General features: G+C 50.7%; 22 protein-coding genes. 9 read left to right on the top strand and 13 right to left on the bottom strand.

Annotated elements, in window-relative coordinates; translation table 11 throughout:
* Window positions 1–118: 118 nt before the first annotated feature.
* The 3 genes from lpxM to znuA all read right to left on the bottom strand — a co-directional run bounded on the left by lpxM (window position 119) and on the right by znuA (window position 3,479).
* On the bottom strand, window positions 119–1,090 hold the full coding sequence (lpxM, locus tag AACS80_RS14360) for a lauroyl-Kdo(2)-lipid IV(A) myristoyltransferase (protein ID WP_130208491.1): 972 nt from the start codon (window positions 1,088–1,090) through the stop codon (window positions 119–121).
* A gap of 118 nt (window positions 1,091–1,208) precedes the next feature.
* Window positions 1,209–2,531: a murein DD-endopeptidase MepM gene (gene mepM, locus AACS80_RS14355; RefSeq protein ID WP_131161126.1), complete on the bottom strand. Its 1,323-nt coding sequence runs from the start codon at window positions 2,529–2,531 to the stop codon at window positions 1,209–1,211.
* A 15-nt stretch (window positions 2,532–2,546) separates the two neighbouring features.
* The gene (znuA, locus tag AACS80_RS14350; RefSeq protein ID WP_138183840.1) at window positions 2,547–3,479 is read right to left on the bottom strand and encodes a zinc ABC transporter substrate-binding protein ZnuA; all 933 of its coding nucleotides are present in this window, start codon (window positions 3,477–3,479) and stop codon (window positions 2,547–2,549) included.
* Window positions 3,480–3,557: 78 nt separating this feature from the next.
* On the opposite strand from znuA, the gene znuC reads away from it, so the two are divergent.
* Window positions 3,558–4,313, top strand: a complete 756-nt coding sequence (gene znuC / locus AACS80_RS14345; RefSeq protein WP_130208493.1) for a zinc ABC transporter ATP-binding protein ZnuC — start codon at window positions 3,558–3,560, stop codon at window positions 4,311–4,313.
* The gene (gene znuB, locus AACS80_RS14340) at window positions 4,310–5,095 is read left to right on the top strand and encodes a zinc ABC transporter permease subunit ZnuB (protein ID WP_130208494.1); all 786 of its coding nucleotides are present in this window, start codon (window positions 4,310–4,312) and stop codon (window positions 5,093–5,095) included. The genes znuC and znuB overlap by 4 nt, the downstream gene beginning before the upstream one ends.
* Before the next feature lie 340 nt (window positions 5,096–5,435).
* Here the strand turns inward: znuB and ruvB are convergent, their stop codons facing one another.
* Both ruvB and ruvA read right to left on the bottom strand, forming a co-directional pair.
* Entirely contained in the window at window positions 5,436–6,446 is a 1,011-nt protein-coding gene (ruvB, locus tag AACS80_RS14335) for a Holliday junction branch migration DNA helicase RuvB (RefSeq protein ID WP_000568522.1), read from the bottom strand.
* An 8-nt stretch (window positions 6,447–6,454) separates the two neighbouring features.
* Window positions 6,455–7,066 carry a Holliday junction branch migration protein RuvA gene (gene ruvA, locus AACS80_RS14330; protein WP_000580323.1) on the bottom strand — a complete coding sequence of 204 codons (612 nt, stop codon included), beginning with the start codon at window positions 7,064–7,066 and terminating at the stop codon, window positions 6,455–6,457.
* A 273-nt stretch (window positions 7,067–7,339) separates the two neighbouring features.
* On the opposite strand from ruvA, the gene AACS80_RS14325 reads away from it, so the two are divergent.
* On the top strand, window positions 7,340–7,939 hold the full coding sequence (locus AACS80_RS14325; RefSeq protein ID WP_130218702.1) for a YebB family permuted papain-like enzyme: 600 nt from the start codon (window positions 7,340–7,342) through the stop codon (window positions 7,937–7,939).
* A 4-nt stretch (window positions 7,940–7,943) separates the two neighbouring features.
* Here the strand turns inward: AACS80_RS14325 and ruvC are convergent, their stop codons facing one another.
* The 4 genes from ruvC to aspS all read right to left on the bottom strand — a co-directional run bounded on the left by ruvC (window position 7,944) and on the right by aspS (window position 11,611).
* Window positions 7,944–8,465, bottom strand: a complete 522-nt coding sequence (gene ruvC / locus AACS80_RS14320) for a crossover junction endodeoxyribonuclease RuvC (RefSeq protein ID WP_010350951.1) — start codon at window positions 8,463–8,465, stop codon at window positions 7,944–7,946.
* A gap of 34 nt (window positions 8,466–8,499) precedes the next feature.
* Window positions 8,500–9,240 (bottom strand): YebC/PmpR family DNA-binding transcriptional regulator, encoded by a 741-nt coding sequence (locus AACS80_RS14315; RefSeq protein ID WP_000907234.1) that lies wholly within the window; start codon window positions 9,238–9,240, stop codon window positions 8,500–8,502.
* Window positions 9,241–9,268: 28 nt separating this feature from the next.
* Entirely contained in the window at window positions 9,269–9,721 is a 453-nt protein-coding gene (nudB, locus tag AACS80_RS14310; protein WP_001300367.1) for a dihydroneopterin triphosphate diphosphatase, read from the bottom strand.
* 117 nt (window positions 9,722–9,838) lie between these two features.
* Window positions 9,839–11,611, bottom strand: a complete 1,773-nt coding sequence (aspS, locus tag AACS80_RS14305) for an aspartate--tRNA ligase (RefSeq protein WP_130208496.1) — start codon at window positions 11,609–11,611, stop codon at window positions 9,839–9,841.
* Between the two features lie 310 nt (window positions 11,612–11,921).
* On the opposite strand from aspS, the gene AACS80_RS14300 reads away from it, so the two are divergent.
* From AACS80_RS14300 to cmoB, 5 genes are read left to right on the top strand one after another with little or no spacing between them, the layout of a single operon-like run.
* Window positions 11,922–12,488: a hydrolase gene (locus AACS80_RS14300; RefSeq protein ID WP_135410084.1), complete on the top strand. Its 567-nt coding sequence runs from the start codon at window positions 11,922–11,924 to the stop codon at window positions 12,486–12,488.
* A complete protein-coding gene (locus AACS80_RS14295; protein WP_135410085.1) occupies window positions 12,485–13,303 on the top strand; it encodes a DUF72 domain-containing protein in 819 nt (272 codons plus the stop codon). Before AACS80_RS14300 ends, AACS80_RS14295 begins: the two co-directional genes overlap by 4 nt.
* A gap of 52 nt (window positions 13,304–13,355) precedes the next feature.
* On the top strand, window positions 13,356–13,751 hold the full coding sequence (locus AACS80_RS14290) for an MAPEG family protein (RefSeq protein WP_130208499.1): 396 nt from the start codon (window positions 13,356–13,358) through the stop codon (window positions 13,749–13,751).
* Between the two features lie 40 nt (window positions 13,752–13,791).
* Window positions 13,792–14,535, top strand: a complete 744-nt coding sequence (gene cmoA, locus AACS80_RS14285) for a carboxy-S-adenosyl-L-methionine synthase CmoA (protein ID WP_130208500.1) — start codon at window positions 13,792–13,794, stop codon at window positions 14,533–14,535.
* Window positions 14,532–15,503, top strand: a complete 972-nt coding sequence (gene cmoB / locus AACS80_RS14280; RefSeq protein WP_000564727.1) for a tRNA 5-methoxyuridine(34)/uridine 5-oxyacetic acid(34) synthase CmoB — start codon at window positions 14,532–14,534, stop codon at window positions 15,501–15,503. Before cmoA ends, cmoB begins: the two co-directional genes overlap by 4 nt.
* A gap of 164 nt (window positions 15,504–15,667) precedes the next feature.
* Here cmoB and torZ read toward each other — a convergent pair whose 3' ends face one another.
* From torZ to AACS80_RS14260, 4 genes are all read right to left on the bottom strand, one after another.
* Complete coding sequence (torZ, locus tag AACS80_RS14275; RefSeq protein WP_138183839.1) at window positions 15,668–18,097, bottom strand: trimethylamine N-oxide reductase TorZ; 2,430 nt, start codon at window positions 18,095–18,097, stop codon at window positions 15,668–15,670.
* A gap of 24 nt (window positions 18,098–18,121) precedes the next feature.
* Entirely contained in the window at window positions 18,122–19,222 is a 1,101-nt protein-coding gene (locus AACS80_RS14270; RefSeq protein ID WP_138183838.1) for a NapC/NirT family cytochrome c, read from the bottom strand.
* A 387-nt stretch (window positions 19,223–19,609) separates the two neighbouring features.
* Window positions 19,610–20,356 carry a copper homeostasis protein CutC gene (gene cutC / locus AACS80_RS14265; RefSeq protein ID WP_135410087.1) on the bottom strand — a complete coding sequence of 249 codons (747 nt, stop codon included), beginning with the start codon at window positions 20,354–20,356 and terminating at the stop codon, window positions 19,610–19,612.
* Window positions 20,357–20,369: 13 nt separating this feature from the next.
* Window positions 20,370–20,936 (bottom strand): VOC family protein, encoded by a 567-nt coding sequence (locus tag AACS80_RS14260; protein ID WP_130218686.1) that lies wholly within the window; start codon window positions 20,934–20,936, stop codon window positions 20,370–20,372.
* A gap of 215 nt (window positions 20,937–21,151) precedes the next feature.
* On the opposite strand from AACS80_RS14260, the gene argS reads away from it, so the two are divergent.
* On the top strand, window positions 21,152–22,885 hold the full coding sequence (gene argS, locus AACS80_RS14255; protein ID WP_130208507.1) for an arginine--tRNA ligase: 1,734 nt from the start codon (window positions 21,152–21,154) through the stop codon (window positions 22,883–22,885).
* Window positions 22,886–22,890 lie beyond the last annotated feature (5 nt).

The raw sequence follows: 22,890 nt of genomic DNA, 5'->3' as shown, positions 1-22,890 counted from the left end.
CTACAGGACCGTGATAATTCAATAAATTACGATCAACCTGTAGGGCCGATAAGCATGCGCATAGAATAAATGCGCACTTAACATTAGACGAGAACCTCTCCTCACGAGAGGCTTTTTTTTATTTGATGGGATAAAGATCTTTACGCTTATACGGCTGGATTTCGCCCGGTTTGCGCGTTTTCAGCAATTTTAAAATCCAGGTGTACTGCTCTGGTCGCGGACCAACAAAAATCTCAACTTCTTCATTCATACGCCGCGCAATGGTAGCGTCATCCGCCTCTAACAGGTCATCCATCGGTGGACGAACCTGAATCGTCAGACGATGGGTTTTGCCATCATAGATTGGGAACAACGGAACGACACGCGCGCGACACACTTTCATCAGGCGACCAATTGCTGGCAGCGTCGCTTTATAGGTTGCGAAAAAATCAACAAATTCGCTGTGTTCAGGTCCATGATCCTGATCCGGTAAATAATAGCCCCAGTAGCCCTGACGAACCGACTGGATGAAAGGTTTAATACCATCATTTCTCGCGTGCAGACGACCGCCAAAACGACGACGCACCGTGTTCCAGACATAATCAAAAACCGGGTTGCCCTGATTATGGAACATCGCTGCCATTTTCTGCCCTTGTGAGGCCATCAGCATAGCGGGGATATCAACTGCCCAGCCGTGCGGTACCAGAAAGATCACTTTCTCGTTGTTACGCCGCATCTCTTCGATGATCTCCAGCCCCTGCCAGTCGACGCGAGGTTGGATTTTCTCCGGCCCACGTATCGCCAGTTCAGCCATCATTGCCATCGCTTGCGGCGCGGTGGCAAACATCTCATCCACAATCGCTTCGCGTTCGGCTTCGCTACGTTCTGGAAAGCAGAGAGACAGATTGATCAACGCCCGACGACGTGAGCTTTTACCCAGTCTTCCGGCAAAACGCCCCAACCGCGCAAGAATGGGATCACGGAATTTCGCTGGTGTTAAGGCAATACCGGCCATTGCCGCCACGCCCAACCAGGCTCCCCAGTAACGAGGGTGACGAAAGGATTTATCAAACTCAGGAATATATTCGCTATTATTTTTTTTCGTTTCCATGCTTTTCCAGTTTCGGATAAGGCAATAATCAATCTGGTGGTAGTGTAACGGCGCAACTTGCCCCGCACCAAATAAAAAAGCCGGCACTGACTGCGTACCGGCTGCCAATGGGTATTAATCAATCAAACTGTAGCTGCGGTACAATCTCCTTGGCCTTCGCCAGGAAATCGGTACGATCTGAACCGGTCAGCCCTTCAGTACGCGGCAGTTTCGCTGTCAACGGGTTCACCGCCTGCTGGTTAATCCATACTTCATAGTGCAGATGTGGCCCAGTTGAACGCCCGGTGTTACCGGAAAGTGCGATACGATCGCCACGCTTCACTTTCTGCCCCGGTTTAACCAGAATCTTACGCAGGTGCATATAACGCGTGGTGTAGCTGCGACCATGACGAATCGCGACATAATAACCCGCTGCGCCACTGCGTTTAGCAACTACCACTTCACCGTCTCCCACCGAAAGCACCGGCGTACCCTGCGGCATCGCAAAATCAACGCCTCTGTGCGGCGCAACGCGAGCGGTTACCGGGTTCAGACGACGCGGGTTAAAGTTAGACGAAATGCGGAACTGTTTTGCCGTCGGGAATCGTAAGAACCCTTTCGCCAGGCCAGTGCCGTTGCGGTCGTAGAATTTGCCATCTTCAGCGCGAATAGCATAGTAATCTTTGCCTTCTGAACGCAAACGAACGCCCAGCAGTTGGCTTTGTTCACGTTTGCCATCAAGCATCTCACGTGACATTAATACCGCAAATTCGTCACCTTTTTTCACTTTGCGGAAGTCCATCTGCCACTGCATTGCTTTAATCACCGCGCTCACTTCAGCGCTGGTTAAACCTGCACCTTGGGCGCTGGCAACAAAACTTGTCCCAACGGTTCCTTTCAACAGACTATTAACCCACTCCCCTTGCTGCATTTCGCTAGTCATTTTAAAACCATTAGCAGCGGTGCGGTCATAGGTACGAGTTTCGCGGCGAGACACTTCCCAGGTCAGACGCTGTAACTCGCCATCAGCTGTTAATGTCCAGGAGAGTTGTTGACCAATTTTCAGGTTACGCAGATCTTTATCAGCAGCAGCAAGTTGGGTGATATCACCCATCTCAATACCATATTGATTAAGGATGCTACTTAACGTGTCGCCCGTAGAAACGACATATTCATGAACGCCGGCTTCACCAGCGATTTTGTCGTCCAGTTCGTCCTGTGGAATGGCTTCATCTTCTTGCGCAGCTTGATCAATCGGCTCACTGGCCTCAGGTAAGAGAGAACGAATTTCGTTCTGTTCAAGCTCAATGGTTTTGACAATAGGCGAGGCGTCTCGGTGGTAAACATAAGGCCGCCAGACAGCGACGGCCAGTGTAAGAACGGTGAGCGACCCCAACATAACGCGGTGTGGTCGCGGTAAATTATTAAACGCCAGGGCGACAGAGCGGGCTATCTGTTGCACGTAATCACTTCCTCATTAATCTCCTTTCAGGCAGCTCGCGTACTGGTTAGCTAATTGATTCAGGAATTCTGAATAGCTTGTTTTGCCCAGTTTGATATTCGTCCCAAGGGGATCCAACGTTCCCATACGAACGGATGTCCCTCGTGCGACGCTTTCAACGACCGCAGGCCTGAACTGTGGCTCAGCAAAAACGCAAGTTGCTTTTTGCTCAACCAACTGTGTTCTTATTTGATGTAAACGCTGCGCGCCAGGTTGAATCTCAGGGTTTACGGTAAAGTGACCAAGCGGTGTCAGTCCGAATTGTTTTTCGAAGTAGCCGTAAGCATCATGAAAAACGAAATAACCTTTTCCCTTGAGCGGCGCGAGCTCGTTACCAACCTGTTTCCTGCTTGAAGCTAATTGTGCCTCAAATTCCATCAGGTTGGCGTCAAGTTTGGCTCGACTTTGCGGCATAAGTTCCACTAATTTTCCATGGATTGCAACCGCTGTAGCCCGCGCTATCTCTGGGGAAAGCCAAACGTGCATGTTGAAATCGCCGTGATGGTGATCTTCGTCACTTTTTTCCACGTGGTCATGATCATCATCAGCGTCGTGAATGCTTTTCATCAGCAGCGGTTTTACACTCTCAAGCTGCGCAATGGTTACCTGCTTCGCCTCGGGTAATTTACTCACGGGCTTTTGCATAAACGCTTCCATTTCCGGTCCAACCCAGACAACTAAGTCCGCGTTCTGTAAGCGTTTTACATCAGATGGACGCAGTGAATAATCATGTTCAGAGGCCCCATCAGGAAGTAACACCTCCGTCTCTGTTACTCCATCAGCAATAGCGGAAGCGATGAATCCAACAGGTTTAAGCGAAGCGACAACGGCAGCTTCTGCTACCTGAGTTGCACTGCCCCAGAGAGCAGCAGATAATGCTGCGAAAAGAAGCGTTTTTTTATGTAACATAATGCGACCAATCATCGTAATGAATATAAGAAGTGTGATATTATAACATTTCATGACTACTGCAAGACTAAAATTAACATGACAAGTCTGGTTTCCCTGGAAAATGTCTCGGTTTCATTTGGCCAACGCCGCGTCCTCTCTGATGTGTCGCTGGAACTCAAGCCTGGTAAAATTTTGACCTTACTTGGGCCGAACGGCGCAGGTAAGTCGACACTGGTTCGGGTTGTTCTCGGGCTGGTAACACCAGATGAAGGTGTTATCAAGCGCCACGGAAAACTGCGCATTGGTTATGTGCCGCAGAAGCTGTATCTCGACACCACGTTGCCACTGACCGTAAACCGTTTTTTACGCTTACGCCCCAGAACACATAAGGAAGATATTCTGCCTGCACTAAAACGCGTTCAGGCTGGGCATCTTATTGACGCGCCAATGCAAAAGCTCTCTGGCGGTGAAACGCAGCGTGTACTACTCGCGCGCGCATTGTTAAATCAACCCCAGTTATTAGTTCTGGACGAACCCACCCAGGGCGTGGATGTGAATGGTCAGGTGGCGTTATATGACCTTATTGACCAGTTACGTCGCGAACTGGATTGTGGCGTTTTAATGGTATCTCACGATCTGCATCTGGTGATGGCAAAAACCGATGAAGTACTTTGCCTGAACCATCACATCTGTTGTTCTGGCACACCAGAAGTCGTTTCCCTGCATCCGGAATTTATTTCGATGTTCGGGCCTCGCGGAGCTGAACAGCTGGGTATTTATCGCCATCATCATAATCACCGCCACGATTTACAGGGGCGAATTGTTCTGCGTCGGGGAAGTGATCGCTCATGATTGAATTATTATTTCCCGGTTGGTTAGCCGGGATTATGCTGGCCTGTGCCGCTGGTCCTTTGGGTTCTTTTGTTGTCTGGCGTCGTATGTCTTATTTCGGCGATACGCTGGCCCATGCGTCTTTACTTGGAGTGGCCTTTGGTCTGTTGCTGGACGTGAATCCCTTCTATGCAGTGATTGCCGTTACGCTGCTGCTGGCGGGCGGTCTGGTATGGCTGGAGAAGCGTCCACAGCTGGCGATCGATACGTTATTGGGAATTATGGCGCACAGTGCCTTGTCGCTGGGCCTGGTCGTTGTCAGTCTGATGTCTAACATTCGCGTTGACTTGATGGCATACCTGTTCGGTGATTTGCTGGCAGTGACGCCGGAAGATCTCATCTCCATCGCCATTGGCGTGGTCATTGTGGTGGCAATTCTGTTCTGGCAATGGCGCAATTTACTGTCGATGACCATTAGCCCGGATCTGGCATTTGTCGATGGTGTGAAATTACAGCGCGTGAAATTGCTGTTGATGCTGGTAACAGCATTGACGATTGGTGTGGCAATGAAATTTGTCGGGGCGTTGATTATTACCTCGTTGCTGATCATTCCGGCTGCTACCGCACGTCGTTTTGCCCGTACGCCGGAACAGATGGCAGGTGTCGCCGTTTTGGTGGGGATGATTGCTGTAACTGGCGGTTTAACTTTTTCAGCGTTTTACGATACGCCTGCGGGTCCGTCAGTGGTGCTATGTGCTGCGCTGTTGTTTATTTTGAGTATGATGAAAAAACAGGCCAGCTAATCTATCGCTGAACACATTTGTCGGATGCGGCGCGAGCGCCTTATCCGACCTACGGTTCGCTATATCAGGTAGGCCTGATAAAACGCGAACAGCGTCGCATCAGGCATATTGCCAGTGTCGGATGCGGCGCGAGCGCCTTATCCGACCTACGGTTCGCTATACCGGGTAGGCCTGATAAAACGCGAACAGCGTCGCATCAGGCACATTGCCAGTGTCGGATGTGGCGCAAACGCCTTATCTGATCTACGGTTCGCTATACCAGGTAGGCCTGATAAGACGCGAACAGCGTCGCATCAGGCACATTGCCAGTGTCGGATACGGCGCGAACGCCTTATTTGAACTACGGCATTTCTGGCGGTGTGATGCCGAAGTGGTTCCACGCCCGCACTGTCGCCATACGCCCGCGAGGTGTACGCTGCAAAAAGCCTTGCTGAATCAGATAAGGCTCCAGCACATCCTCAATGGTTTCACGTTCTTCGCCAATAGCCGCCGCCAGGTTATCCAGACCTACAGGCCCGCCGAAGAACTTGTCAATTACCGCCAGCAATAACTTGCGGTCCATATAATCGAAACCTTCAGCATCGACATTCAGCATATCCAGCGCCTGAGCAGCAATATCTGCCGAGATGGTGCCATCGTGCTTCACTTCGGCGAAATCACGCACTCGACGCAGCAGGCGGTTGGCAATACGTGGCGTACCACGCGCCCGACGCGCCACTTCCAGCGCGCCATCGTCACTCATCTCGAGGCCCATAAAGCGCGCGCTGCGACTGACGATATATTGCAGATCTGGCACCTGATAAAACTCCAGACGTTGCACAATACCAAAACGGTCGCGCAACGGTGACGTCAGCGAACCTGCGCGCGTGGTTGCGCCAATCAGGGTAAACGGGGGCAAATCAATTTTAATGGAGCGTGCCGCCGGACCTTCACCAATCATGATATCCAGTTGGTAGTCTTCCATTGCCGGATACAACACCTCTTCCACCACTGGTGAAAGACGGTGGATCTCATCAATAAACAGCACGTCATGTGGTTCAAGGTTAGTGAGCATTGCTGCCAGATCGCCGGCCTTTTCCAGCACCGGACCGGAAGTCGTGCGTAAATTAACGCCCATTTCATTGGCGACAATATTAGCAAGCGTGGTTTTACCTAAACCCGGAGGGCCAAAAATCAACAGATGATCGAGGGCGTCGCCGCGCAGTTTCGCTGCTTTGATGAAAATCTCCATCTGTGAACGAACCTGCGGCTGACCAACATACTCTTCCAGTAATTTGGGGCGAATGGCGCGATCTGCTACATCTTCCGGCAAAGTCGTACCGGCAGAAATCAGACGGTCTGCTTCAATCATCCTTTACCTCATAACGCGGCGCGTAGGGCTTCGCGAATTAATGTTTCACTGCTGGCGTCAGGGCGGGCGATTTTGCTCACCATGCGGCTGGCTTCTTGTGGTTTATAGCCCAGCGCCACCAGCGCAGCAACCGCTTCCTGTTCAGCATCATCGGTTGCCGGGCTGGCAGGCGACGTGAGCACCAGATCGGCGGCTGGCGTAAAGAGATCGCCGTGCAAACCTTTAAATCGGTCTTTCATTTCGACAATTAAACGCTCGGCGGTTTTTTTACCAATGCCCGGCAGTTTCACCAGTGCTCCCACTTCTTCACGTTCAACGGCATTAACGAACTGCTGCGCTGACATTCCGGAGAGGATCGCCAGCGCCAACTTCGGGCCGACGCCGTTGGTTTTGATCAACTCTTTGAACAACGTGCGCTCTTGTTTATTGTTAAAACCGTACAGTAGTTGCGCGTCTTCACGCACCACAAAGTGGGTGAAAACGATCGCTTCCTGACCCGCTTCAGGGAGTTCATAAAAACAGGTCATCGGCATATGCACTTCATAGCCTACGCCGCCCACTTCAATTAACACCAGCGGGGGTTGTTTTTCAATGATGATGCCTCTGAGTCTGCCTATCACATGACGCTCCTGCGTAATGAATCAAAGATAATGCTGTATGATAAAAAAATGCTGGATAGATATCCAGCGAAGGATGAAGAAAACTTGCGAGGCGTCCCGATGATCTGAAAAATGGCGCAGTATAATTTATTCTACAGGTTATATTGGAAGCAAATATTTGAATATTACATATTCAGTGAGTTAATGCGTAAAAAAATATACATTTCGACTCCTGAAAAATAAACTTTTTTATGTTATTACGTGTATTCATATTTATTTCAATGGAATGACAACGTGAATATTAATTACCCTGCTGAATATGAAATTGGTGATATCGTCTTTACATGTATAGGTGCTGCCTTATTTGGTCAAATATCAGCAGCATCAAATTGCTGGAGTAATCACGTCGGGATCATTATCGGTCATAACGGTGAAGACTTCCTGGTTGCAGAAAGCCGGGTTCCCCTTTCAACCATCACCACGCTATCCCGTTTTATTAAACGTTCTTCTAATCAACGCTATGCTATAAAGCGATTAGACGCAGGGCTAACAGAACAACAAAAACAACGAATTGTTGAACAGGTTCCCTCCCGGCTACGCAAACTCTACCACACCGGTTTTAAATACGAATCTTCACGCCAGTTCTGTTCAAAATTTGTCTTTGATATTTATAAAGAGGCGCTATGTATTCCGGTGGGCGAAATAGAGACGTTTGGAGAACTGTTAAATAGCAATCCGAATGCAAAACTCACTTTCTGGAAATTCTGGTTCTTAGGTTCTATTCCGTGGGATCGTAAAACGGTTACGCCAGCGAGTTTGTGGCATCATCCGAGTCTAATGTTGATTCATGCGGAGGGAGTAGAAACGCCTCAGCCTGAACTGACTGAAGCGTGATAATTTAGCGCAGTCGCCCTCTCGCCAGGTTCAGCCGCGATTCGCTCATCTGCATCGCATTCTGGCTGACATGGCAGTGGGTGATGGCAATCGCCAGCGCATCGGCGGCATCCGCCTGTGGATTAGCAGGTAATTTCAGCAAGGTACGCACCATATGCTGCACCTGGCTTTTTTCGGCGCTACCAATGCCCACCACTGTTTGCTTAACCTGACGCGCAGCATATTCAAACACCGGCAATTCCTGATTCACCGCTGCCACAATCGCCACGCCTCGTGCCTGCCCCAGTTTCAGGGCTGAGTCAGCGTTCTTTGCCATAAAGACTTGTTCGATTGCGAAATAATCGGGCTGGAACTGGGTGATGATTTCCGTCACGCCCGCATAGATCAGTTTCAGACGAGACGGTAAATCATCCACTTTGGTGCGTATGCATCCGCTACCCAGGTAGGACAGTTGCCTGCCCACCTGACGGATAACACCGTAGCCGGTAACGCGCGAACCCGGGTCAATACCGAGAATAATAGACATCACGCGTCTCCGTTTTGTTGTTTAGCCGGCCTCATCAGAGGGTCGCTGCAACCTCATCAGAGATCTCACCGTTATGGTAAACTTCCTGCACGTCGTCACAGTCTTCCAGCATATCGATCAGACGCATCAGTTTCGGTGCAGTTTCTGCATCCATATCGGCTTTGGTTGACGGGATCATAGAAACTTCTGCGCTGTCTGCTTTCAGACCTGCCGCTTCCAGAGCGTCGCGTACTTTACCCATCTCTTCCCATGCAGTGTAGACGTCGATCGCGCCGTCATCATAGGTCACAACGTCTTCAGCACCTGCTTCCAGTGCTGCTTCCATGATGGTGTCTTCGTCGCCTTTCTCGAAGGAGATCACGCCTTTTTTGCTGAACAGATAAGCTACGGAACCATCAGTACCGAGGTTACCGCCACATTTGCTGAATGCGTGACGCACTTCAGCAACGGTACGGTTGCGGTTGTCAGACAGACATTCAATCATGATTGCCGTGCCGCCAGGGCCGTAACCTTCGTAGATGATGGTTTCCATGTTTGCATCATCATCACCGCCCACACCACGTGCAATTGCGCGGTTCAGGGTGTCACGGGTCATGTTGTTAGACAGTGCTTTATCAATTGCTGCACGCAGACGCGGGTTAGCGTCCGGATCGCCACCGCCCAGCTTAGCCGCGGTTACCAGCTCACGAATGATTTTAGTGAAGATTTTACCGCGCTTAGCATCCTGCGCAGCTTTACGATGTCTGGTGTTGGCCCATTTACTATGACCTGCCATAAAAATATCTCCAGATAGCCCTGCCTGTTCAGGCAGCGTTAATAACAAACTGTTCAATCGCCTGCCGGTTGCTCCATGACTTAGTGAGCGCCGCCGCAGCAGGCGCATCAAGCCACTTGTAAGCCAGATGTTCAGTGAAAACAATCTGGCGCTCGTGCGGGAGCGCAAGACAGAACCATGATTCCGTATTGCGCGTCACGCCCGGCGCATAGCGATGACGTAAATGTGAAAAAATTTCAAACTCTACCGTGCGCTGACAGTCAATTAAGGTCAGTTGTTCAGCGACAACATCGATGGTGACCTCTTCCTTTACTTCGCGCATGGCAGCTTGCGGCGCGGTTTCACCCTCTTCCACGCTGCCGGTTACCGACTGCCAGAAATCGGGATCGTCACGCCGCTGCAACATCAGCACCCGTTTCGTATCTTGTGCATAGATGACCACTAAGATCGAAACGGGACGCTTATACACTTTATCCTTCACGCTGCCTCTTCGTTGACTGCCTTCGCTCATCCCATTCACATAGTTATCTATGCTCATGGGAGTTCACTCAGTTGCCGCCTCGATGCAACGCGAATGATTTCGTGTATTTGAGTCATATCAGTTATTCTCAGCCTTCTTCACAACCTGAATGCTCAGCTCAGCCAGTGCAGTCGGGTTAGCAAAGCTCGGTGCTTCAGTCATCAGACACGCTGCTGCCGTGGTTTTCGGGAAGGCGATAACGTCACGAATGTTGTCGGTGCCAGTCAGCAGCATGGTCAGACGGTCAAGACCAAATGCCAGACCTGCGTGCGGCGGAGTACCGTATTTCAGGGCGTCGAGCAGGAAGCCGAATTTCTCGCGCTGTTCCTCTTCGGTGATCCCCAGAATGCCAAACACCGTCTGCTGCATATCACCATTATGGATACGCACTGAACCACCGCCCACTTCGTAACCATTGATGACCATATCGTAAGCATTCGCCACCGCATTTTCCGGTGCAGCTTTCAGTTCTGCCGCCGTCATGTCTTTCGGCGCGGTGAACGGATGGTGCATTGCCGTCAGGCCGCCTTCACCGTCGTCTTCAAACATCGGGAAGTCGATAACCCACAGCGGTGCCCATTTGCTTTCGTCGGTCAGGCCAAGGTCTTTACCCACTTTCAGACGTAGTGCGCCCATCGCGTCGGCAACAATTTTCTTGTTGTCGGCACCGAAGAAAATCATATCGCCATCTTGCGCGGCAGTACGATCCAGAATGGCTTCGATGATTTCCGCATTAAGGAACTTCGCTACCGGGCTGTTGATACCTTCCAGACCTTTCGCGCGTTCGTTAACTTTGATGTAAGCCAGACCTTTCGCGCCGTAGATTTTAACGAAGTTACCGTATTCGTCGATCTGCTTACGGGTCAGCGATGCGCCACCCGGAACACGCAGAGCGGCAACACGGCCTTTCGGATCGTTCGCTGGACCTGCAAATACTGCAAACTCAACGGATTTCAGCAGATCGGCAACGTCGGTCAGTTCCATCGGGTTACGCAGGTCCGGTTTGTCGGAGCCGTAACGGCGTTCAGCTTCCGCAAAGGTCATTACCGGGAAATCGCCCAGGTCAATGCCCTTCACTTCCAGCCACAAATGGCGCACCAGCGCTTCCATCACTTCACGCACTTGCGGCGCGGTCATGAAAGAGGTTTCCACATCGATCTGAGTAAATTCAGGCTGACGATCAGCGCGCAGGTCTTCGTCACGGAAGCATTTAACGATCTGATAGTAGCGGTCAAAACCGGACATCATCAGCAGCTGTTTGAACAACTGCGGGGATTGCGGCAGCGCGTAGAATTTACCTTTGTGCACACGAGAAGGCACCAGGTAGTCACGCGCGCCTTCCGGCGTGGCTTTAGTCAGCATCGGAGTTTCGATGTCGAGGAAACCGTGGTCGTCCATAAAACGACGCACCAGACTGGTGATTTTCGCACGGGTTTTCAGGCGCTGAGCCATTTCCGGGCGACGCAGGTCAAGATAGCGGTACTTCAGACGCGCTTCTTCGGTGTTGACGTGGTTGGAGTCAAGCGGCAGAACGTCTGCGCGGTTGATGATGGTCAGCGAGGAAGCCAGCACTTCGATTTCGCCAGTCGCCATATCGCGGTTGATATTTTTTTCGTCACGCGCACGTACGGTGCCCGTGACCTGAATGCAGAACTCATTACGCAGTTCAGAGGCCAGCTTTAACGCGTCCGCACGATCCGGATCGAAAAATACCTGCACGATACCTTCGCGGTCGCGCATATCGATAAAGATCAAGCTACCAAGATCACGACGACGGTTGACCCAACCACACAGAGTCACCTGCTGCCCCACGTGGGACAAACGGAGCTGTCCACAATATTCTGTACGCATGAGATATCCCTTAACTTAGCTGCTGGCGGATGTCCCCTGCTGTGCAGGTGACCTGAGTCGCAGCGTTAGCTGTATGTCACAACTGAATGAAAAAAGGCGGCTATTATACTGGAAATTCTGCCGCACCGTAAGAGCCTGGCCCGCGCTGGAACGCCTCGTTACCACTTTATGTCGGGCCTGAAATCAGACTCTACGCCAGTTTGCTATAAAGGTGTTGCCCGAACTCATAAAAATTAACAAAATTTGTCGTTCCGCCATCGGCTAATCGCATTAAGGTGAGAGGCACAATTTTGTTTTATCTGGAGTGATCATGCTTGAACTTAATGCCAAAACCACAGCGCTAGTGGTGATTGATTTACAGGAAGGCATCTTGCCTTTTGCCGGTGGTCCGCATACTGCCGAAGACGTGGTGAATCGCGCAGGAAAACTGGCGGCGAAATTTCGCGCGAGCGGTCAGCCCGTGTTTCTGGTGCGTGTTGGCTGGTCTGCCGATTATGCTGAAGCATTAAAACAGCCGGTCGATGCGCCCTCACCGGCTAAAGTGTTGCCCGAAAATTGGTGGCAACATCCTGCTGCATTAGGTGCAACCGACAGCGATATCGAAATCATCAAACGTCAATGGGGTGCGTTTTACGGTACGGATCTGGAGTTGCAATTACGCCGCCGAGGTATCGATACAATAGTGTTATGTGGGATCTCGACCAATATCGGCGTTGAGTCCACCGCCCGCAATGCCTGGGAACTCGGTTTTAATCTGGTGATTGCCGAAGATGCCTGTAGCGCCGCCAGTGCCGAGCAGCACAATAACAGCATCAACCATATCTATCCACGCATCGCCCGTGTGCGCAGTGTGGAAGAGATCCTCAACGCGTTATGATTTACATCGGTCTGCCGCAATGGTCGCATCCTAAATGGGGGCGTCTGGGGATAACCAGCCTGGAAGAGTATGCCCGCTACTTTAATTGCGTGGAGGGCAACACCACGCTATACGCCCTGCCGAAACCCGAGGTTGTCCTGCGCTGGCGTGAGCAGACCACAGATGACTTCCGCTTCTGTTTTAAGTTTCCGGCGACCATTTCGCATCAGGCAGCGTTGCGTCATTGCGATGATTTAGTGACTGAATTTTTGACCCGTATGTCACCGTTAGCACCGCGTATTGGTCAATACTGGCTGCAACTGCCTGCCACCTTCGGCCCGCAGGATCTGCCAGCGCTTTGGCACTTTCTCGATTCTCTTCCTGGTGAATTTACCTATGGCGTGGAAGTGCGTCATCCGTTGTTTTTCGCCAAAGGGGAAGCGGAACAAACGCTTAATCGCGGTTTGCATCATCGCGGCGTTAATCGGGTGATTTTAGATAGCCGCCCGGTTCATGCTGCACCTCCGCATAATGAAGCCATACGCGACGCTCAACGGAAGAAACCGAAGGTTCCGGTACATGCCGTACTAACGGCGACAAATCCGCTGATCCGTTTTATCGGCAGCGATGATATGGCGCAAAACAGGGAATTATTTCAGGTCTGGTTACAGAAATTAGCGCAGTGGCAGCAGAGCACCACGCCTTATCTTTTTCTGCACACGCCAGATATTGCCCAGGCACCGGAGCTGGTACATACACTGTGGGAAGACTTACGTAAAATGCTTCCAGAGATCGGAGCAGTCCCGGCTATTCCACAGCAATCTTCTCTTTTCTGAATTTGCCACCTATCATAGACAAGTGCCATCGGCCATTTTAAAGGGAGTTTGTATGGTAAGCGCGCTGTATGCCGTTTTAGGTGCGTTGTTATTAATGAAGTTCTCTTTTGATGTTGTTCGCCTGCGAATGCAGTATCGCGTTGCCTATGGCGACGGCGGTTTTAGCGAACTACAAAGCGCTATTCGTATTCATGGCAATGCGGTGGAATATATTCCCATCGCGATTGTATTGATGCTATTTATGGAAATGAATGGTGCTGAAACCTGGATGGTGCATATTTGCGGCCTCGTTTTGCTCGCTGGTCGTCTGATGCATTATTACGGTTTCCATCACCGTCTGTTTCGCTGGCGACGTTCTGGTATGAGCGCCACCTGGTGTGCGCTATTGCTGATGGTGCTGGCGAATCTTTGGTATATGCCCTGGGAGTTGGTTTTCTCCCTACGTTAGCGCACAATACGCCACTTTCTTTTTCCCGGATTTTTACGTTATGTCTCACCGCGACACGCTATTTTCTGCTCCTATCGCCAGACTGGGCGACTGGACCTTTGATGAACGGGTAGCTGAAGTCTTCCCGGATATGATCCAACGTTCCGTTCCCGGCTACTCCAATATTATTTCAATGATTGGTATGTTAGCTGAACGCTTCGTTCAACCGGGTACGCAGATTTACGATCTGGGCTGTTCTTTGGGCGCGGCGACGCTCTCAGTGCGTCGCAACATTCATCATGATAATTGTAAAATTATCGCCATCGACAATTCCCCGGCAATGATTGAACGCTGCCGTCGTCATATTGACGCCTATAAAGCGCCTACGCCTGTTGACGTTATTGAGGGTGATATTCGTGATATTGCCATTGAAAACGCGTCGATGGTGGTACTGAATTTTACCCTGCAATTCCTGGAACCTTCCGAGCGCCAGGCGTTACTGGATAAAATTTATCAAGGGCTAAACCCGGGCGGCGCGCTGGTGCTTTCGGAAAAATTCAGTTTCGAAGATGCCAAAGTTGGTGAACTGCTGTTCAACATGCACCACGATTTTAAACGTGCCAACGGCTACAGCGAGCTGGAAATCAGCCAGAAGCGCAGCATGTTAGAAAACGTAATGCTGACCGATTCCGTGGAAACCCACAAGGCACGCCTGCATAAAGCCGGTTTTGAGCATAGCGAGCTGTGGTTCCAGTGCTTTAACTTTGGTTCACTGGTGGCATTAAAAGCAGAGGACGCTGCATGATCGACTTTGGTAACTTTTATTCTCTGATTGCCAAAAATCATCTTTCACACTGGCTCGAAACGCTGCCCGCGCAGATTGCTAACTGGCAGCGCGAGCAGCAGCACGGTCTGTTTAAACAGTGGTCCAACGCGGTGGAATTTCTGCCTGAAATTAAACCGTATCGTCTGGATTTATTGCATAGCGTAACGGCAGAAAGCGAAGAACCACTCAGCGCAGGGCAGATTAAGCGCATTGAAACGCTGATGCGCAACCTGATGCCGTGGCGCAAAGGGCCGTTCTCACTGTATGGCGTCAACATCGATACCGAGTGGCGTTCCGACTGGAAATGGGATCGTGTTCTGCCCCATCTTTCTGATTTAACCGGGCGCACCATTCTTGATGTCGGCTGCGGCAGCGGCTATCACATGTGGCGCATGATTGGCGCAGGCGCACACCTTGCGGTGGGTATCGACCCTACGCAACTCTTCCTCTGCCAGTTTGAAGCAGTGCGTAAACTGTTGGGTAACGACCAACGGGCGCATCTGCTGCCGTTAGGGATTGAACAACTTCCGGCACTGAAAGCCTTTGATACCGTCTTTTCGATGGGCGTGCTTTATCATCGTCGTTCACCGCTGGAGCATCTCTGGCAGTTGAAAGATCAACTGGTGAATGAGGGTGAACTGGTGCTTGAAACGCTGGTTATTGATGGCGACGAAAACACGGTGCTGGTACCAGGCGATCGTTACGCACAAATGCGTAATGTTTATTTCATCCCGTCGGCCCTGGCGTTGAAAAACTGGCTGAAGAAGTGTGGTTTTGTTGATATTCGCATTGCGGATGTGAGCGTCACCACTACAGAAGAGCAGCGTCGTACCGAGTGGATGGTCACCGAATCGCTGGCCGATTTTCTTGATTCACATGATCCGGGTAAAACGGTGGAAGGTTATCCTGCGCCTAAACGCGCGGTGCTAATTGCACGTAAGCCGTAAAGGTCTGGTAATACTGCCGGATGCGGCGTGAACGCCTTATCCGGCCTACAAAGTCTTGTTAATTCAATATATTGCAGGGACTATGTAGGCCTGATAAGCATAGCGCATCAGGCAGTTTTTCGTTTGCATAACCTCAGCGCCCGTATCCGGGCGCTATTTACTTCTTACGCCTGAATAGCTGGCTGATCAAACGCCGTTAACTTCGGCGCATTGCCCGTATATTTTTCGATATACACCAGCGCAGAGTTACCGGCACAGGCATTCGCCAGCTGCGAGCTGGGGATATCCGCCGTTAACACGTTCGCACTGCCGTTTTTACACAAGCCATTTTCCAGATCCGGCCATGCACCTTCATGCACGCATACCACGCCTTTTTTGATCCCGTCAGTCACCACAGCGCCTGTCAGGATCTGACCACGTTTATTCCAGACACGGACCAGATCGCCATTCGCAATACCAAAGCGAGCAGCATCGTCGGTGTGAATTGTGATCGGCTCACGATCGGCAACCGCATATTTTTTACGCAGTTCCGCATAGTTAAGCTGACTGTGTAAACGGTGTGCCGGATGTGCGGTCAGAAGCTGTAACTGCTTCTCGTCGGCGGTACCTTTCCATTCATCAGGAGCCAGCCAGGTTGGGTGTGCCGGGCAATCCTTATAGCCAAATTTTTCCAGTGTTTTGGAGTAAATCTCAATTTTGCCGCTTGGCGTACCCAGCGCATTTTTCACCGGATCGGCGCGGAAATCACCATAGCGAACATATTGCTCGTTCTTCTCGCTGCGGCGCATTTCAAGCAGTTTATTTTGCTGCCAGAAGGCATTAAACATTGGCATAGTCACGCGTTGCGCACGCGCACCTTTCTGGGCGGCATCATAGAAAAATTTCAGCCACGCCATTTCATCTTTACCTTCGGTATAGATCTCTTTTCCGCCAGGTTTCAGTAATTCCGCAAGATCGGCAAACACGTCAAAATCGTTACGCGCTTCAAATTGCGGAGCGACAGCCTGCTTCATCGGCACAATATGCTGGTTGCTGTAATCACCGGTCATCGTCAGGTCATTGCGCTCAAACGATGTGGTGATCGGTAATACGATATCTGCGTGTTTGGCTGCTGCGGTCCAGTAGCATTCAGAAACGACGATCATCTCCGGTTTCTGCCATGCTTTGATCAGACGATTCGTATCCTGGTGATGGGTAAAGTTACCGCCACCCGCCCACCAGATCATTTTGATATTTGGGTACGTTTGCTCTTTACCGTTGTGCTGATATTTCCCGCCAGGATTTTCCAGCGCATCGACAATACGGGCGACCGGAATCGCGGTCATTCCGCCATCATCAGCTTCCTCACTTGCCTGTCCGGCAATCGCCGCAGACATTTCTGGCAGCACGCCGCCAACTCGCGTCGGGTTGCCACCGTTGGAGTAATGATAAGAGAATCCAAAACCGCCGCCCGGTGTACCAATTTGCCCTAACATCGCCGCCAGCGTCACCAGCATCCAGTGTTTCTGTTCACCGTATTGCTGGCGTTGGATCCCCCAACCAGCCATCAGCATCGTGCGATTCGCCGCCATCAGTTCTGCAAGTTTGACAATCTGCGCTTCCGGTACACCAGTAATTTCTGCCGCCCAGGCCGCGCTCTTCGGCGTATTATCATTCTTGCCGGTCAGATACTCTTCAAACTGCGAATAGCCGGTGGTGTATTTCTCAAGGTAGGCTTTATCGTGCTTACCTTGTGTCATCAGGGTATGCGCGATGCCTAACATCAGCGCCACGTCGGTCCCCATATTCGGCGCAATCCAGGTCGCGTTATCGCCAAAGAACTCGATGGTTTCGGAACGGATAGGGTCGATGGCAATCACTGGTTTGCCCGATTTTTTCAGCTGATGGAAGTATTCCAGCCCTTGCTCATCGGTACTGCTCCAGGCAATTTTTAAGGTATTCAGCGGGTTCATGCCCCACAACACCACCACCTGACTGTTTTCCAGAATCAGTGGCCAGGAAGTCTGCTGTTCATAGACCTCCACAGAACCGACAACGTGCGGCATGATCACCTGCGCAGCCCCGGTTGAATAATCGCCACTATGCCCGGAATATCCCCCCGCCAGATTCATATAACGTTGCAGTAAGGTTTGCGCTTTATGCAACACGCCAGAAGAGCGCCAGCCGTACGATCCAGCAAAAATGGCCGATGGTCCGTTAGCTTTACGAATGCGATCGTGTTGCTCATGAATCAGTTTTAATGCCTGTTCCCAGCTCACCTGAACGTAACTGTCTTCGCCACGGCCTTTTGCCGGTTGCAGTGGATTGTCGAGATAACTTTTTCTCACCATCGGATGCTGAATACGCGCCGTGGTGTGTACCTGATCCGCCGCCGTAGACTGTAAGGAGTTCGGGATGGTCTTCGCCAGCGCGCCTGTAGAAGAAACAATCTTACCGTCCTTCACTTCTACGTTCATCGCTCCCCAACGACCCGCGGTGAGGATTTTTCCGCCCTTCTCTTCTGCCCATGCGGGTAACGGCGTAGCCGATGTCACCACCAGCGCCCCGGCAGCAATACCGCTATGTTTAATAAACTCACGTCTTGTTAATGTCATAACTTCCTCCCTGATCTACGAGGATCACTGTTTTTCGGTAATATCTTTGGCGTTGTACTGGAAGTACCGCGTCAAAATGTCCAGTTCGTTTTCGCTCATGCTGGTTCGCGCCCCCATTCCTTTGGCGATAGAGGGCCAGGCATTGACGGTGTAATGGTCAGCGGCAATAGGCGCATGGCATCCAGCACAATAGGTGTCATCGAGTTTTTCAGCGTATTGCCATAATGGTTTACGATCCGCTAATACGGGATCGATTAGCGCCCCTTGTAATGACGCCTGACGCCATTGATTACCGTATTCGTCAGCCTGCCATTCCCCGTTTACTGTTAGCGCCTTGATACCTTCATCACTTAATGTGGCAAGCGCCAGACGTTGACCTGCCGCCAGGTAAAGTGTGTTTTCACTGCCCTGCATTTGATAACCCTGCAACAGAATGATCGGCTGTTTGCCACTGGCATCAACGACGGTGAGATCGGTACCAGGATTCACAGTGGCCAGTTCGCCTATGTGGGAAGGTTTGAAAGGATAAATATGTGCGCCATTGGTCACAGAAGTGGCAGCCTGACTTTCCAGTTCATGCGCCGCGTTGTCATCCATTTTTATTTCTGGCGGGAAATGGGCAATTCCTTTATGACAATCAATACACGTTTCACCCTCCTTTTGCGCTTTGGTATGCATTTTCTGCGCAGATTCACTTTGCGAGGCAATATCCATCGCATCAAAAGAATGGCAACTACGGCACGTTGCAGAATCCGATGCTTTTAATTCTTTCCATACTGTTTCGGCCATTTCCTGACGATGCGCTTCGAACTTATCGTCACTGTCTATTTTGCCGCTAACAAATTCATGATAAATATCTTTAGATGCTTTTAATTTGGCAAATAAATAATCCATCCCTGACTTTGGAATATGGCAATCGGCACATTCCGCACGTATACCTTTCTGGTTCGCAAAGTGGACAGTTCCCTGATATTCCTCAAAAGGTTTACTCATCGAGTGGCAGGAAAGACAAAATGCTGTATCCGACGTTTTATGTAAGGCTTTTTGCGCAAGCAATAACCCGCCGCCACCAACCACAAGCGCTATCAGCAGAAAAAATAACCCAATGCGTTTTTTCCCTCGCATAGATTCCTCTAATTAAATTCCAGGACACCGACATCATTGTATAAATAAATATACAACGAATTGACTACTTGCTTAATTCGGCACAACACTGCCTGAAATAATCGATAAAGAATATGATTTATTACAATGTAATCATTAATTGCGAAAGAATAACCCAGTCGTTATTTATAATATATATTTGTCAGTTTTAGTAATTTAAATCGCATAATTAATATGAATATATAAAATATTTTTAGCACAACGCTATGCGCACTGTCACCCGTTCTACACATCACAGTAATCGTTCATTTTTTATACTAACAGGGAATAAAAAAAGGCCCCTGTTGAAATTGCAGGGGCCTGGTACGAGCAAGCATCATATTGGGCGACATGATGCAACGGTAAAAATCATTTGGCCTGATGGCGTTCAATGATTCCTTTCATTTCAGCAACCGCCGCCCCGTCTACGACATAACGCGAATACTCGTCCGCGTGTGCATCTGATGACATGGACAATCCTTGATTACGATAACGCATCGGTGAGGCTTGCCACGCTCCCGCGGAGCTATGGACTTCCAGCACTCCGGCATCGAGGAAGTGGTGCAGGTTTTCTGCACGGACTCCTGCTCCGGCCATGATGATTGGAGTATCACCATAGGCAATAAGTTCCATAATTTTTGATAAACCTTGCAGAGCGTCTGATTTTTGCCCGGAAGTCAGTACCCGGGCAATGCCCAATTGCGCAAGATTATTCAGTATATTTAATGGGTTAGCACACATATCGAAGGCACGATGAAAAGTAACGGCCAACGGACCGGCAGCAGACATTATTTTTTCCATTCGTGGCATATCGACATTACCGTCAACATCGAGAACGCCCGTCACCAGTCCCGGAAAGCCTAATTCGCGGACAGTACGAACATCCTCAAGAATGGCGGCAAACTCGCCGTCGCTGTAGCAAAAATCACCACCGCGCGGGCGGATGATCGGATGCACGGGAATCGTTATCTGCTGACGCACGGATTTAAGCACGCCCAGCGACGGCGTTAAGCCCCCTTCTTTCGGAGCCGCACACAATTCAATTCTGTCAGCGCCATTTTGCTGCGCCGTTAGTGCGCATTCCATGCTGTAACAGCAAATTTCCAGTAATGCCATTTTTGCTCCTTAATTACGCCGACTGCTCGCTGGCCACGATCTCTTCAATGGACCATGGATGAAATTTAATCGTCGTTTTGCCATCGGTGACCGCCAGCGTCGGATTCGGTAATCGCTCATGCTCACCTTTTGGCGAACTGGTTTTAACTGAGATCCCTGGCAGGCTGAGTCCTTCATCAGAAAGCAACGCCAGCGCACGGGCATTCAGCGTTTCTGGCTCGCCCGGCAGAACGATTTCAATATGTTCCCAACCTTCGTGCGGGTAACGTTTTTCCCCGGGCCACGGTAGCTCCACAATGGAAAACTGCCAGTGCGCAACCTGTACCGGTTCATGCAATTTAAACAGACAAATCGGCCTGCCATTGATCATATTTTCTGACAGGAGTTCGCCGCACTGTTCAAACCCGCGACGCCAGCGTTCAGCGGTGGCGTTTTGATGGCAACGCAAAGAAATGTGATCGGCAGTCAGCGGAGTGATATCCAGCCCCAGACGGCGGGAAAGTTCATCTAATGCGTGGGTAAATCGCGGTAAATCCGATGCAATATCCTGCAGCTCGTCGATAGATTGCCAGTTCGCCATAATCACTCTTCGTCTTTCAGTAAAAGCGTTAATTTACCCTGTTGCCCTGTGCCAACCAACCGCTGATTTCACGCCGCTTCTGATGCAATAGTGAAAACGGCAATACGCCGCGCGCACGTTGCTGACGAAAACAGCCATTTGCAGTATACTCCCGCCCTAATTTCTTTAACTGGTGCGGGCAATTTTTGCTCGCTTCATCAATGTAAGGTATTCCGGTGAATATTCAGGCTCTTCTCTCAGAAAAAGTCCGTCAGGCCATGATTGCGGCAGGCGCGCCTGCGGATTGCGAACCGCAGGTTCGTCAGTCAGCAAAAGTTCAGTTCGGCGACTATCAGGCTAACGGCATGATGGCAGTTGCTAAAAAACTGGGTATGGCACCGCGACAATTAGCAGAGCAGGTGCTGACTCATCTGGATCTTAACGGTATCGCCAGCAAAGTTGAGATCGCCGGTCCAGGCTTTATCAACATTTTCCTTGATCCGGCATTCCTGGCTGAACATGTTCAGCAGGCGCTGGCGTCAGATCGTCTCGGTGTTGCTACGCCAGAAAAACAGACCATTGTGGTTGACTACTCCGCACCGAACGTGGCGAAAGAGATGCACGTCGGTCACCTGCGCTCTACCATTATTGGTGACGCAGCAGTTCGTACTCTGGAGTTCCTCGGTCACAAAGTGATTCGCGCGAACCACGTCGGCGACTGGGGTACTCAGTTCGGTATGCTGATTGCGTGGCTGGAAAAACAGCAGCAGGAAAACGCCGGTGAAATGGAACTGGCTGACCTTGAAGGTTTCTACCGCGATGCGAAAAAGCATTACGATGAAGATGAAGAGTTCGCTGAGCGCGCACGTAACTACGTGGTAAAACTGCAAAGCGGTGACGAATACTTCCGCGAGATGTGGCGCAAACTGGTCGACATCACCATGACGCAGAACCAGATCACCTACGATCGTCTGAACGTGACGCTGACCCGCGATGACGTGATGGGCGAAAGCCTCTACAACCCGATGCTGCCGGGTATCGTAGCGGACCTGAAAGCCAAAGGTCTGGCAGTAGAAAGCGAAGGCGCAACCGTCGTATTCCTTGATGAGTTCAAAAACAAGGAAGGCGAACCGATGGGCGTGATCATTCAGAAGAAAGATGGCGGCTATCTTTACACCACTACTGATATCGCCTGTGCGAAATATCGTTATGAAACACTGCATGCCGATCGCGTGCTGTATTACATCGACTCCCGTCAGCATCAACACCTGATGCAGGCATGGGCGATCGTCCGTAAAGCAGGCTATGTGCCGGAATCCGTACCGCTGGAACACCACATGTTCGGCATGATGCTGGGCAAAGACGGCAAACCGTTCAAAACCCGTGCGGGCGGTACGGTGAAACTGGCCGATCTGCTGGATGAAGCCCTGGAGCGTGCACGTCGTCTGGTGGCAGAAAAGAACCCGGATATGCCAGCTGACGAGCTGGAAAAACTGGCCAATGCGGTGGGTATCGGCGCGGTGAAATACGCGGATCTCTCCAAAAACCGCACTACCGACTACATCTTCGACTGGGACAACATGCTGGCGTTTGAGGGTAATACCGCGCCATACATGCAGTATGCTTACACGCGTGTTTTGTCTGTGTTCCGTAAAGCAGAAATTAACGAAGAGCAACTGGCTTCAGCTCCGGTAATCATCCGTGAAGATCGTGAAGCGCAACTGGCTGCTCGTCTGCTGCAGTTTGAAGAAACCCTCACCGTGGTTGCCCGTGAAGGCACGCCGCATGTGATGTGTGCTTATCTGTACGATCTGGCCGGTCTGTTCTCTGGCTTCTACGAGCACTGCCCGATCCTCAGCGCAGAAAACGAAGAAGTGCGTAACAGCCGTCTGAAACTGGCACAACTGACGGCGAAGACGCTGAAGCTGGGTCTGGATACGCTGGGTATTGAGACTGTAGAGCGTATGTAATCGCG

Source organism: Escherichia sp. E4385, from assembly GCF_963883145.1.
Classification (GTDB): Bacteria; Pseudomonadota; Gammaproteobacteria; order Enterobacterales; family Enterobacteriaceae; genus Escherichia.
Note: the sequence above shows the minus strand (reverse complement) of the source record. Positions and strands in the feature narration are given on the sequence as shown.